This window comes from Bacillus sp. 01N42_2 (assembly GCF_056399565.1).
This window is the reverse complement of sequence record NZ_JBFTRO010000003.1, coordinates 16,636-28,942: the sequence shown is the minus strand read 5'-3', so window position 1 is coordinate 28,942 and position 12,307 is coordinate 16,636. Positions and strand designations below refer to the sequence as shown.

Here is a 12,307-nt window from a genome sequence, read left to right as displayed (position 1 = left end):
TTTTTTATCGCAAATACATCATAATGCCTGAGAGGACTGTTGACAGTATAAATACGCCTAAAATGACGATGACTGCGCTTTTCATGAATTTCTGAGACATCGTTTCACTCCTTAAGATTACTGTCTATCATTTTAACGTGTTTTGCTTGTATGAACAAGCCATATCCTATGACAGAAAGCAGGTGCCCGCGCGATGAAAAAACTTGATCATATCGGTATTGCCGTCAGCTCTATTGATGCCGCAAGAGGATTTTATGAACGGATGCTGGGGCTTACGTATATGGGAGACGAGCTGGTAAACGGCCAAAATGTGAAAGTTGCTTTTTTAGAAGCGGGAAGCACAAAACTTGAACTGATTGAGCCGCTGTCAGAAGCGTCTCCCGTCAGCTCTTTTTTACAGAAAAGAGGCGAAGGGCTGCATCATTTGGCGTTCAGGTGCGCCGATCTTAAGGAAACGATCAAGGAGCTTGAATCAAGCCGCATGACTTTGATCCATCAGGAACCGCAAAGCGGAGCGGGCGGGAAGAAGGTCGCATTTCTCTCCCCGAAAGAGGCGAACGGGGTTTTGATTGAGCTTTGTGAAACAATTGAAAAAGGAGAAACTCAAGATGAGCATGAGTGACCATATCAGACACTTAAACGAAAGACGTTCCTTTTTAACAAACGGCGGCGGTGCGGAAAGAAATGAAAAACAGCACAAAAAAGGCAAGCTGACGGCAAGAGAAAGAATTTCCTATTTATTGGATGAAGACAGTTTTTCAGAGCTTCAGCCGTTTGCCAAAAGCCGCATGCCCGAATGCCAGAATGCTCCGGGAGACGGCGTCGTTACCGGATACGGGACAATTGACGGACGGCCCGTGTATTTATTTGCTCATGACTTTACCGTTCTCGGCGGGACGCTCGGTGAGACACATGCCGAAAAAATCGCGGCGGTGATGGATCTGGCGGCTAAAAATAAAACCCCGATCATCGGACTGAACGACTCAGGTGGTGCGAGAATTCAGGAGGGTGTGGTATCATTAAATGGATACGGTCATATTTTTAGGCGGAACGTCCTTTACTCGGGAGTGATTCCGCAAATTTCTGTTATCCTCGGGCCATGTGCCGGCGGTGCTGTTTATTCACCCGCTCTGACGGATTTTGTGATTATGGCGGAACAGACGTCGCACATGTTTATTACAGGCCCTAAAGTCATTGAACAGGTGACGGGTGAACGGATTGACGCGGAAAGTTTAGGCGGTGCGGGAATACATAATGTGATAAGCGGAAATGCCCACTATTCCGCACGAACGGAAAAAGAGGCTCTTTCCGCGGTGAAAACCCTGCTTTCTTATCTCCCGCACGGCAGACAGACGTCAGTGCCCGTTAAAAAGGAAGACGTCAGACCGTTATTAAACACCCTCGTTCCCGCGGACAGTTCGAAACCTTACGATGTGTTACAGGTGATAAAAGAACTGGCGGATGACGGAACGTTTTTTGACATTCAGCCGTATTTTGCCAAAAACATTGCTGTCGGTTTTCTGAAGCTCGGACGTCGCACGGTCGGTTTTGTCGCAAACCAGCCGAAACATTTGGCGGGGAGCCTCACGATTGATGCCGCTGACAAAGCGTCGAGATTCATCCGTTTTTGCGACGCATTTCATATTCCGCTGTTAACGATCGCTGATGTTCCCGGATTTCTGCCGGGCCTTCAGCAGGAGCATGCGGGAATCATCCGTCACGGAGCAAAATTGCTGTATGCTTTTGCCGAAGCGGCGGTGCCGAAAGTGACGCTCATCATCAGAAAAGCTTACGGAGGCGCTTATGTCGCCATGAATTCGAAAGGGCTCGGAGCTGATCTTGTATTTGCCTGGCCCAATGCGGAAATTGCCGTGATGGGAGCAGAAGGCGCGGCATCGATTTTATACCGCAGAGACATACAAGCTTCTGACGATCCGGAAAAAACGAAGCGCGAAAAAAAAGCCATATATGAAAAGGAAAACGCCGGTCCGTATAAAGCGGCTGCCTGCGGTATGGTGGATGACATCATCCGGCCGGAAGACTCGAGGAAAAAATTGATTCAGGCATTTGACATGCTTGCGCATAAGGAAGAGGAAAGACCGAAAAAAAAGCACGGTAATATACCGCTTTAAACGGAGGAACTGAAAATGGTAAACGAAAAACGCCTGCTTGAAGAATTTCTGGAACTTGTTCAAATTGATTCAGAAACAAAACACGAAGCGGAAATCAGCAAGGTGCTCAAACAAAAATTTACTGATTTAGGATTGAGCGTAAAAGAAGACGATACAAAAGAAGTGACGGGGCATGGGGCCGGCAACTTAATTTGCACCTTAAAGGGCACAAAAGATGCGGATACGATTTATTTCACATCGCATATGGACACTGTTGTCCCGGGAAAAGGCGTTAAGCCGATTGTGGAAGACGGCTATGTCAAAACCGACGGCACGACGATTCTAGGCGCTGATGATAAGACGGGCCTTGCCGCAATGTTTGAAGCCATTAAAGTGCTGAAAGAACAAAACATCGAGCACGGAACGATTGAATTCATCATCATGGCCGGAGAAGAATCAGGATTAGTCGGAGCAAAAGCAATGGATCGTTCAGACATTACCGCGAAATACGGTTTTGCGCTTGATTCAGACGGAAAAGTCGGCAACATTATTGTAGCCGCGCCGACACAAGCGAAAGTGAGAGCAACCATTTTCGGAGAAACGGCTCATGCGGGAGTAGAACCGGAAAAAGGCATCTCCGCGATTACAATCGCATCAAAAGCAATCTCAAAAATGCCGCTCGGCCGTATTGATAAAGAAACAACGGCTAATATCGGACGTTTTGAAGGAGGCACGCAAACCAATATCGTCTGCGATCAAGTTGATATTCTGGCTGAAGCGCGTTCGTTAGTGCCTGAAAAAATGGAAGCGCAAGTGCAGAAAATGAAGGAAGCTTTCGAATCTGCGGCAGCTGAGATGGGAGGCCGCGCAGAAGTGGACATTGCAGTCATGTATCCGGGTTTCAAATACCAGGACGGCGATCAGGTTGTGGAAGTCGCGAAAAAAGCGGCGGCAAAAATCGGCCGGCCGAGCGAACTTCAGACGAGCGGCGGCGGAAGTGACGCGAACATCATTGCCGGACACGGCATTCCGACAGTCAACCTGTCAGTAGGTTATGAACAAATCCATACGAAAAATGAAAAAATGCCGATTGAAGAGCTCGTCAAAACGGCGGAAATGGTCGTTGCCATTATCGAAACAGCAGCCAACTAAAAACGAAGCACCCAATGAATTGGGTGCTTTTTTTTCGTAAGGTACACATGAAAAAACCTGCCGGAATTCACACGGCAGGTTCAAGATTATGATTTTGCGGGCTCCGCCTGAGCCGCAGCTTGTTTCTTTTTATGATGCGTCTGCTGTAAAAGCACGTTCTGCACTGTTAAAAACAGCCCGCTTGTAAACCAGTAAAGCGGAAGCGCAGCCGGTACGTTAAGTGAAAAAATGGTCATCATGACAGGGAAAATAAAGACCATGATTTTTGCTGACTGCATCGCGGCCGGATTTTGAGCGGCCGGTGAATATTTCTCGTTTAACTTTTGGGAAATATAAGCCTGTAAGAAATACATGGCGCCCGCGCACAGTGATACAAGAATATCAGAATGCCCTAAGCTGAACCACAGAAACGAGTGTGAAGCGATTTCCGGCGTTGAGCGGATGGCGTAATAAAAACCGATCAAAATCGGGAATTGCACCAGCATCGGAAGGCATCCCATTGCCATCGGATTCAGATTGTGCTCACGGTAAAGCTTCATCATTTCCATTTGCAGTTCTTTTTGTTTCTCCGCATCTTTCGTTTGTTTCATTTTAGCCTGGATGCTGTCGATCTGCGGTTTGATCACAGCCATTTTTTCCTGGAACACCCGCTGTTTCTTAAATTGGTTCACAAACAAAGGCAATACAACGATCCGGACGATAATCGTCACCAGAATAATAGACAGTCCGTACTCACCGTGGAACAGGCCCGCCACACCTTTTAAAAGTGCCGAAAACGGCTCGATCAGGTAATCGTGGAAAAAACCGATATTCCCGAGGCCTCCCGTCTGAGTCTGAGATGTCGCCGCAAAAGCCGAGCGGCCTGTGCACAGTACGATAAAAAATAATCCGAATGCTATCCATTTTTGATATGTTTTAGACAATTATGTCTCCTCCTTTTTATCTTCACTTGCCGTTATAAAAGGAGGAAGCTGACATCTTCATCATCATTCGCCGGTGAATTCATGCGGATGACTTTACGTATCCAAGTTGTAATGCGATGATATATAATAATAAGAAAGTCTGTTCGGTTCAGCTGAACGACTGCTTGATGTTCATCTATTCGTTTCGTTCTCCAATGCTCGCCTGCGCGGCGCTCACGCAATAGAAAAGCGATGCCGATCGCGGTCAGAGCGGGAAGAATAATTGTGAAAAAATCGACTAAAAATAAAAAGTCATTCATTGACTCAAGAATCATTTTATCACATCCATTCAGCTCTTATTTTACTACATATATATAAGGTTGTCTATGAAAGGAAAGGAGGCGCCGGGAGTGGCCGGAAAAGGGAGAATTATATTTCATATCGATATGAACAGTTTTTATGCCTCTGTGGAAATGGCGTATGATTCGACTTTAAAGGGAAAACCTCTCGCCGTTGCCGGAAACGTGAAGGAACGGAGGGGAATCATCGTCACCTGCAGCTATGAAGCGAGAGCGCGGGGCGTAAAGACCACCATGCCGGTGTGGCAGGCGAAACGCCTCTGTCCGGAACTTATCGTTGTTCCTCCGAATTTTGACCGCTACCGGAGTTCGTCAAAAGAAATGTTCAGCATTCTGAGGGAGTATACGGATTTGGTCGAGCCTGTTTCTATTGATGAAGGATACATGGATATTACGGACACACCGCACGGACACAGGGCGTATGAGACAGCCGCAGACATTCAGGCAAGGCTGCAAAAAGAGCTTTTGCTTCCGTCAAGCATCGGCATCGCTCCGAATAAGTTTCTCGCCAAGATGGCGTCTGATATGAAAAAACCGCTCGGCATCACCATTTTAAGAAAAAGAGAGCTGCCGGACATATTGTGGCCTCTCCCGATCGAAGAGATGCACGGTATAGGAACGAAAACTGCGGAAAAAATAAAAACGCTCGGCATCAAAACGATCGGTGATTTGGCAAAAGGAGATGAACGGGCGCTGAAAATGCTGCTCGGCATAAACGGGCCGAGGCTGAAGGATAAGGCGAACGGCATCCACCGCGCAGAAGTCGATCCCGAACGGATTTATGAATTTAAAAGCGTCGGCAACTCATCCACCCTTTCGCATGATTCGGCTGACTGGGATGAATTAACCGGCGTGTTTGACCGCCTCGCGCTGTCTGTAAGCGAACGGCTCCAGCGTAAGGAGGTCATGGCCTGCCGGCTGTTCATCATGATCCGCTATGCGGATTGGAAAACGGTCACAAGAAGCATGACCCTCAGCAATCCGGCTGATCAGAAAAAAGACATCATGAATGCGGCGATGGAACTGTTTGACAAGCACTGGAACCAAAACCCGGTGAGGCTTCTCGGCATCACCGGAACGGAACTGGTCGAAAAACAGCAGGCGTATAAACAGCTTGACCTGTTTTCATTCAAAGAGGATGCAAAGGAAGAGCCGATTGTTCAGATGATGAACGAGCTGAATGAAAAATACGGCCGGCACATGATCCGAAAAGGCGCCGTCATGAAAAAAGAAGAAAGCAAAACAAGGGGAACGAGCTTTAACAGAGACTTTTTTCAGGATGAAAAGAAAAGGTGAATAACTTGAAAAAAGGGGTTATGTATGATAATTTCTTTAGTATAAATATCATTTTATTTTAATTTAAATTTTAAAATGGTTAAACGTTTGAAGAAGGGACGTTAGAATATGTCAAAACAACAAATCGGAGTTATCGGTCTTGCGGTAATGGGTAAAAATCTGGCTCTTAACATTGAAAGCCGGGGATTTTCTGTGTCTGTATACAACAGATCAAGCAGCAAAACGGAAGAGTTTTTAGAAGAGGCAAAAGGCAAAAATGTTGTCGGTACATACAGCATTGAGGAGTTTGTCCAGTCTCTTGAAACACCCCGCAAAATTTTATTAATGGTTAAAGCGGGAACTGCAACGGATGCGACGATTCAATCTCTTCTTCCTCATCTGGAAAAAGACGATATTTTGATTGACGGCGGAAATACATACTTCAAAGATACACAGCGCCGGAACAAAGAGCTTGCCGAAAGCGGCATTCACTTTATCGGGACGGGTGTATCAGGCGGTGAAGAGGGAGCGCTTAAGGGGCCTTCTATTATGCCGGGCGGCCAAAAGGAAGCGCACGAACTCGTGAAGCCGATTTTGGAAGCCATTTCTGCTAAAGTGGACGGAGAAGCTTGTACGACATACATCGGCCCGGACGGAGCGGGGCACTATGTGAAAATGGTGCACAACGGTATCGAATACGGTGACATGCAGCTGATCTCTGAGTCTTATTTCATTTTGAAACAGGTGCTTGGACTGTCTGCCGAAGAGCTTCACGAAGTATTCGCTGAGTGGAACAAAGGTGAGCTTGACAGCTATCTGATCGAAATCACGGCTGACATTTTCACTAAAAAAGATGAAGAAACGGGCAAACCGCTTGTTGATGTCATCCTTGATAAAGCAGGCCAAAAAGGAACGGGTAAATGGACAAGCCAAAGCGCTCTTGACTTAGGCGTGCCGCTTCCGATTATCACTGAATCTGTTTTTGCGCGTTTCATTTCCGCAATGAAAGAAGAGCGTGTGAAAGCAAGCAGCCTGTTGTCCGGACCTGACGTTAAGCCGGTCACTGAAAACAAAGAAGAGCTGATTGAAGCGGTCAGAAAAGCGCTCTTCATGAGTAAAATCTGTTCTTACGCACAAGGTTTCGCCCAAATGAAAGCTGCATCTGAAGAATACAACTGGGATCTGAAATACGGTGAAATCGCGATGATCTTCCGCGGCGGCTGTATCATCCGCGCGGCGTTCCTGCAAAAGATCAAAGATGCGTATGACCGTGAACCGGAGCTTGACAACCTGCTGTTAGACAGCTATTTCAAAAACATTGCAGAAAGCTACCAAGGCGCCCTTCGCCAAGTGATTTCACTTGCCGTAGCCCAAGGCGTGCCGGTACCTTCGTTCTCAAGCGCACTTGCATATTACGACAGCTACCGTACGGCAGTGCTTCCTGCAAACTTGATTCAAGCGCAGCGTGACTACTTCGGCGCGCATACGTACGAACGCACGGATAAAGAAGGCATTTTCCATACTGAATGGATGAAGTAATGAAGAAGCCCCCGCAATAACTGCGGGGGCTTTTCTGATATGTAAAAACCGCGGGCCTTATGAACAGCGCCGCGGTTTTTTAATTTCTTCTTATATATTCCACCAGTGAAGTCCGTCTTTTTCTAAGAGGTCGTCTGAAGCCTTAGGTCCCATTGATCCGGCTTCATAATTCGGGGAAAGGGTTTTGTCGGCTGCCCATGTTTCGGAAATCGCGTCGACGAAATTCCAAGAAAGCGCCACTTCGTCCCAATGGGCAAAGTTCGTTGCATCGCCGAGCAGACAGTCGTGAATCAATTTTTCATAAGCTTCCGGTGTGTTCATTTCGTCACTGCAGTTGCTGCAGTAGTCCAGCTTAATCGGCTGAGCATGTGCGGCCCCGCCTAGTTTTTTAGCATTCAGATATAAAGTGATGCCTTCATCCGGCTGGATGTGGATGACAAGCAGGTTCGGGTTTACATTCGTTTCATTGCCGTAATATAGGTTCATCGGAATGTCTTTAAATTGAACGACGATTTTCGTTGATTTTTCTTTCATCCGTTTCCCTGTTCGGATATAAAACGGAACGCCGGCCCAGCGGAAGTTGTCGATTAACAGCTTTCCGGATACGAATGTTTCTGTATTGGAATCCGGTGCTACGTTTTGCTCATCTGTATAGCTCGGTACAGAGTTTCCATTGATCGTTCCCGCTTGGTATTGTCCGCGGACGAAGTAATCGCTCACTTCATTTGGAGCGACAGGGCGGAGAGCTCTCAGCACCTTCACTTTTTCGCTGCGGATTTCTTCCGTGTTCAGTTTAATAGGCGGTTCCATCGCTAACAGAGCGACCATTTGTAAAATGTGGTTTTGAACCATATCGCGGAGTGCGCCTGATTTTTCATAATATCTCGCGCGATCCTCAACGCCGAGATCTTCACTTGACGTAATCTGGATGTTTGAGATGTAGCGGTTATTCCAAAGCGGTTCAAAAAGCGCATTCGCAAAACGGATGACTTCGATGTTTTGAACCATTTGCTTGCCCAAGTAATGGTCGATCCGATAAATTTGATCTTCTGTGAAAGCTTCCCGTATTTCTTTGTTAAGCTCTTTCGCACTCGGCAGGTCATGGCCGAACGGCTTTTCAATTACGAGACGGGACCAGCCTTTTGTCGCTGTGACACCTTCATTTTTAAGCGATTTTGCGATTGTGCCGAAAAACTCAGGGGCCATTGCCAAGTAAAACATTCGGTTATTCGGGATTTCATATGTATGTTCAAGCTGATCAAGCAGGACATTCAGCTCCTGATAGGAACCCGGATTCGTTACATCAAACGGATGGTAATAAAAATGAGATGTGAAATCATCTATGTCTTTTTGCCCAGCCGAAGAAACAGACGTTTTAACGGTTTCACGGAGGTCCTCGTTTGACCAAGGTCTTCTTCCAACACCTACAACTGCAAACTCTTCACCAATCTGACCATTTTTATATAAACGGTGAATGGATGGGTAAAGTTTTCGTTTTGCCAAATCCCCTGTGGCACCAAATATTACAATTACTGCTTTTGGTTTGTCGTTTGTTTTCACTTAGAGTACCTCACTTTATCTGAAGCATGGTTTAAAACCCCGCATATTTCCTTCATTTTAAATCTAAAATTCATTGAAAGCAAATGTTTCAGCCTGTTTTTTGAGGTTTGCGGAAAAAAATTAATCAGGCCGGAGAAGCCCCGGGTGAATTCACATTTTCAGCCTGATCCTGTATCCTTAGTAGTACAAAGATCTAGGAGGAAGCATTGTGGAATTATTATTTTTAGGGACGGGGGCCGGCATGCCGGCAAAGGCGAGAAACGTAACGTCCGTCGCGCTGAAGCTTCTTGAAGAAAGGCGTTCCGTATGGCTGTTTGATTGCGGAGAAGCCACTCAGCATCAGATATTACATACAACACTCAAACCGAGGAAAATTGAAAAGATTTTTATCACCCATCTTCACGGTGACCATGTTTACGGTCTTCCGGGTCTGTTGGGAAGCCGGTCATTTCAGGGCGGTGAAGAAGAGCTGACGATTTACGGGCCAAAAGGCATAAAAGCATTTATCGAAACAAGCCTGAATGTGACGGCGACCCATTTGACGTATCCTCTTACCGTACATGAAATTGAAGAGGGAACGGTTTTTGAAGATGAGCAATTCATCGTTACCGCAGCATCCGTCATTCACGGTGTAGAAGCGTTCGGCTACCGTGTACAGGAAAAAGATATTCCCGGTGCATTGCAGGCCGGCAGACTGAAGGAAATGAATATTCCGCCCGGCCCCGTCTATCAGAAGATCAAAAAAGGCGAAACAGTCACGCTTGATGATGGAAGAATAATTGATGGACAGGATTTTTTGGAGCCGCCGAAAAAGGGGAGGATCGTCGCTTTTTCAGGGGATACCCGGGCATCAGAGCGGGTAACCGAGCTTGCGCGCAATGCCGATGTACTTGTTCATGAAGCGACGTTTGCCAAAGAAGATGCAAAGCTTGCGCATAATTACTATCATGCGACGACAGAACAGGCTGCACAAACGGCAAAAAAAGCAGGCGCCAAACAGCTGATCTTAACTCACATTAGCGCAAGGTATCAAGGCGAATCGCCGATAGAGCGTCTGGAACATGAGGCGAAAGCGGTATTTGAAAACAGCAGGATCGCATTTGACTTCATGGAAGTCACAGTGGAACGCTCTTAAAAAATGGACGCTTGACATATTGATTTGAGGGTATATAATAAAACGTAATAATTACGATTTGATCGAGAGGTGAAAAGGATGCGTGTGAATGTAACATTGGCCTGCACAGAGACAGGGGACAGAAACTATATCACGACGAAGAACAAACGGACGAATCCGGATCGATTGGAAATGAAAAAGTATTCACCCCGGTTGAAAAAGTATACTTTACATCGTGAGACGAAGTAGATCACGATAAAAAAGCCATTGTGCTCCGGCACAATGGCTTTTGTTTTATGAGTTTACCGCCTGATAGGCCGGAGCATTCATTTGCTGGCGCGCCGCACACCAAACATCATAAATGGCAAGGTGGACGATATGCGGTTCATCGTGATGAATGGCGTGAGAACTGTTTTTGGCCTGAATCCATCCGCTTTGATAAGAGACATCAAGCATGCTTCTGTGCAGTTTCATCCATTCTTCATGAGCGTGCTTTAAGCGCTTATCACGCTCTCCGGATGATAAAATCAACAGCGGCATATCGTTAAAATGAATCTGCTGGTGCTTGATCTGCCGAAGGCTCGTCAAAAATTCCGCGTGTGATCCTTCTAATCTGAACTGCTTCAGGTAGGCCGCTTTCATTTCTTCGGGAAGAAGCGGAAGCACTTTCGTCTCCTGATCTTCAGAAACCGGGTCAAGGAGCACCATTCCGAGAATATCCCGTCGGTTTCGGCTCGCCCAAAGTCTGCTGATAATCGTGCCGTATGAATGCGAGACGACAAGGTAAGGAGGCTTGACGCCCGCCTTCAGCAGAAGGGCGTTTAATTCCTGTACCATGTGATCTGCCGTTCGCTTGTTTCTGCTTTGGCCGCTTTTGCCGATTCCGGCTCTGTCATATGTGAAAACCCCAAATTCTTCATCTATGTCAGTGAGTAATGGTGTCCATGTTTCAGAAGAAGTGCCGCAGCCGGCTTCAAAGACGATCGTCACTTCGCCGGCACCTTTACGGTGTTTTGTATAAAACGGACAGCCGTCAATCAGGTATGTCCTTTCCATCCATGCTGCTTTCATTGGAGTCATCCCCTCTAATTGGTTCTATAAGGAAGACGGAGATGCTTCGGCGATCGTTTCTCAAAAAATAAAAAAAGAGACAGCCGATGATAAAAATTCCGGCTGTCTCTTCTGTCACCATGCTCTGTCGTATTGAACCGGCGACGGTATTTCTGTATTCAGCTGCTTCGCTGCACTTCTTGCAAAATGCGGATCGCGCAGAAGTTCTCTCGCGACAAAAATAAGGTCAGCGCGGTTGTTTTGCAGAATTTCTTCGGCCATTGTTCCTGTCGTTATCAAACCGACGGCGCCTGTTGCGATTTCGGCCTGCTCACGGATTTTCTCCGCAAAGCTCACTTGATAGCCGGGGAAGACGTTAATATCAGCTTGAACGAGTGCGCCTGAGCTGCAATCAATCAAGTCGACTCCCTGCTCCTTCATCCACTTCGCAAAGCCGATATGATCGGCAATGTCCAGACCCTTATCAGTATAATCAGATGCGGAAACACGGACAAATAGCGGTCCGTCCCAGACTTCCTTGACGGCTTCAATGGTCTCGCCTAGGAAGCGGTAGCGGTTTTCATGTGAGCCGCCGTATTCATCTGTACGGTGATTGGACAGCGGTGACAAAAATTCGTGCATTAAGTAGCCGTGTGCCGCATGAAGCTCGATAATGTCAAAGCCGGCTTTTTTCGCACGCGCCGCGGCCTGTTTGAATTCCTGAATGGTTTCTTTAATTTGTTCTATCGTCATTTCAGCCGGTGTTTTGGACTGCTCATCGAACGGAATGGCTGAAGGAGCGTAAATTTCTCCGTCAAGCTCTGCTTTACGTCCCGCGTGCGCGAGCTGAATGCCGATTTTAGACCCTTGCGCTTTCACCTGTTCTGTCAGTTTGGCAAAGCCTTCGATATGATCGTCGCTCCAAATGCCCAAATCCTGATCGGTAATACGTCCCTGCGGATTAACGGCTGTCGCTTCAACGATAATCAGACCGACCTGACCGATTGCACGCGATATGTAGTGCGCCATATGAAAAGGCTGCAGTTTTCCGTCCTTCTCATGTGAGGAATACATGCACATCGGTGCCATAACAATACGGTTTTTGATCGTTACATCTTTAACGGTCCATGGTGTAAATAATTTTCTGGCCATTTATTTCGCCTCCCGGAATGTTTTTAGACATTGATTATAACAACTCATGATCATCCAGTCATATAAACTGCTCACAGCTGAACACATCGTTCT

Annotated in this window: 13 protein-coding genes; 7 read left to right on the top strand and 6 right to left on the bottom strand. The window is 46.8% G+C overall.

Annotated features, from left to right (window positions below; translation table 11 throughout):
* Window positions 1-4 precede the first annotated feature (4 nt).
* Window positions 5-100: a stressosome-associated protein Prli42 gene (gene prli42 / locus AC1DN5_RS07570; RefSeq protein WP_016939040.1), complete on the bottom strand. Its 96-nt coding sequence runs from the start codon at window positions 98-100 to the stop codon at window positions 5-7.
* Window positions 101-193: 93 nt separating this feature from the next.
* Between prli42 and mce the strand changes: the two genes are divergently transcribed.
* Genes mce through AC1DN5_RS07555 form a run of 3 tightly spaced genes read left to right on the top strand, consistent with a single transcriptional unit; the run spans window position 194 to window position 3,263 of the window.
* Window positions 194-622 carry a methylmalonyl-CoA epimerase gene (gene mce / locus AC1DN5_RS07565; protein WP_366969180.1) on the top strand — a complete coding sequence of 143 codons (429 nt, stop codon included), beginning with the start codon at window positions 194-196 and terminating at the stop codon, window positions 620-622.
* Window positions 615-2,132 (top strand): acyl-CoA carboxylase subunit beta, encoded by a 1,518-nt coding sequence (locus AC1DN5_RS07560; protein ID WP_366969662.1) that lies wholly within the window; start codon window positions 615-617, stop codon window positions 2,130-2,132. Before mce ends, AC1DN5_RS07560 begins: the two co-directional genes overlap by 8 nt.
* Window positions 2,133-2,147: 15 nt before the next feature.
* The gene (locus AC1DN5_RS07555; RefSeq protein ID WP_366969181.1) at window positions 2,148-3,263 is read left to right on the top strand and encodes a M20/M25/M40 family metallo-hydrolase; all 1,116 of its coding nucleotides are present in this window, start codon (window positions 2,148-2,150) and stop codon (window positions 3,261-3,263) included.
* Between the two features lie 86 nt (window positions 3,264-3,349).
* Here the strand turns inward: AC1DN5_RS07555 and AC1DN5_RS07550 are convergent, their stop codons facing one another.
* A complete protein-coding gene (locus AC1DN5_RS07550) occupies window positions 3,350-4,186 on the bottom strand; it encodes a membrane protein insertase YidC (RefSeq protein WP_049626980.1) in 837 nt (278 codons plus the stop codon).
* Between the two features lie 32 nt (window positions 4,187-4,218).
* The gene (locus AC1DN5_RS07545) at window positions 4,219-4,500 is read right to left on the bottom strand and encodes a hypothetical protein (RefSeq protein WP_003153239.1); all 282 of its coding nucleotides are present in this window, start codon (window positions 4,498-4,500) and stop codon (window positions 4,219-4,221) included.
* Window positions 4,501-4,575: 75 nt separating this feature from the next.
* Here AC1DN5_RS07545 and AC1DN5_RS07540 point away from each other — a divergent pair, with 75 nt between their 5' ends.
* Window positions 4,576-5,820: a DNA polymerase IV gene (locus AC1DN5_RS07540; RefSeq protein WP_366969182.1), complete on the top strand. Its 1,245-nt coding sequence runs from the start codon at window positions 4,576-4,578 to the stop codon at window positions 5,818-5,820.
* Between the two features lie 108 nt (window positions 5,821-5,928).
* Window positions 5,929-7,338 carry an NADP-dependent phosphogluconate dehydrogenase gene (gndA, locus tag AC1DN5_RS07535; protein ID WP_366969183.1) on the top strand — a complete coding sequence of 470 codons (1,410 nt, stop codon included), beginning with the start codon at window positions 5,929-5,931 and terminating at the stop codon, window positions 7,336-7,338.
* 90 nt (window positions 7,339-7,428) lie between these two features.
* Here gndA and zwf read toward each other — a convergent pair whose 3' ends face one another.
* The gene (gene zwf / locus AC1DN5_RS07530) at window positions 7,429-8,898 is read right to left on the bottom strand and encodes a glucose-6-phosphate dehydrogenase (protein WP_016939206.1); all 1,470 of its coding nucleotides are present in this window, start codon (window positions 8,896-8,898) and stop codon (window positions 7,429-7,431) included.
* A 208-nt stretch (window positions 8,899-9,106) separates the two neighbouring features.
* Between zwf and rnz the strand changes: the two genes are divergently transcribed.
* Together rnz and rpmG are read left to right on the top strand one after the other, a co-directional pair.
* Window positions 9,107-10,033 (top strand): ribonuclease Z, encoded by a 927-nt coding sequence (gene rnz / locus AC1DN5_RS07525; protein ID WP_016939205.1) that lies wholly within the window; start codon window positions 9,107-9,109, stop codon window positions 10,031-10,033.
* Window positions 10,034-10,111: 78 nt separating this feature from the next.
* A complete protein-coding gene (gene rpmG / locus AC1DN5_RS07520) occupies window positions 10,112-10,261 on the top strand; it encodes a 50S ribosomal protein L33 (protein WP_003153246.1) in 150 nt (49 codons plus the stop codon).
* Between the two features lie 45 nt (window positions 10,262-10,306).
* On the opposite strand, the gene AC1DN5_RS07515 is transcribed toward rpmG, so the two are convergent.
* Window positions 10,307-11,083, bottom strand: coding sequence for an alpha/beta fold hydrolase (locus AC1DN5_RS07515; RefSeq protein WP_316098756.1), 777 nt, complete (start codon window positions 11,081-11,083; stop codon window positions 10,307-10,309).
* A 114-nt stretch (window positions 11,084-11,197) separates the two neighbouring features.
* Window positions 11,198-12,214 carry an NADPH dehydrogenase NamA gene (gene namA, locus AC1DN5_RS07510; protein WP_016939203.1) on the bottom strand — a complete coding sequence of 339 codons (1,017 nt, stop codon included), beginning with the start codon at window positions 12,212-12,214 and terminating at the stop codon, window positions 11,198-11,200.
* Between the last annotated feature and the right edge of the window lie 93 nt (window positions 12,215-12,307).

Coding starts and splice junctions, on each gene's coding strand:
- prli42 (WP_016939040.1), bottom strand. CDS start 100: ATGTCTCAGAAATTCATGAAAAGCGCAGTCATCGTCATTTTAGGCGTA.
- mce (WP_366969180.1), top strand. CDS start 194: ATGAAAAAACTTGATCATATCGGTATTGCCGTCAGCTCTATTGATGCC.
- AC1DN5_RS07560 (WP_366969662.1), top strand. CDS start 615: ATGAGTGACCATATCAGACACTTAAACGAAAGACGTTCCTTTTTAACA.
- AC1DN5_RS07555 (WP_366969181.1), top strand. CDS start 2,148: ATGGTAAACGAAAAACGCCTGCTTGAAGAATTTCTGGAACTTGTTCAA.
- AC1DN5_RS07545 (WP_003153239.1), bottom strand. CDS start 4,500: ATGATTCTTGAGTCAATGAATGACTTTTTATTTTTAGTCGATTTTTTC.
- gndA (WP_366969183.1), top strand. CDS start 5,929: ATGTCAAAACAACAAATCGGAGTTATCGGTCTTGCGGTAATGGGTAAA.
- rpmG (WP_003153246.1), top strand. CDS start 10,112: ATGCGTGTGAATGTAACATTGGCCTGCACAGAGACAGGGGACAGAAAC.
- AC1DN5_RS07515 (WP_316098756.1), bottom strand. CDS start 11,083: ATGAAAGCAGCATGGATGGAAAGGACATACCTGATTGACGGCTGTCCG.
- namA (WP_016939203.1), bottom strand. CDS start 12,214: ATGGCCAGAAAATTATTTACACCATGGACCGTTAAAGATGTAACGATC.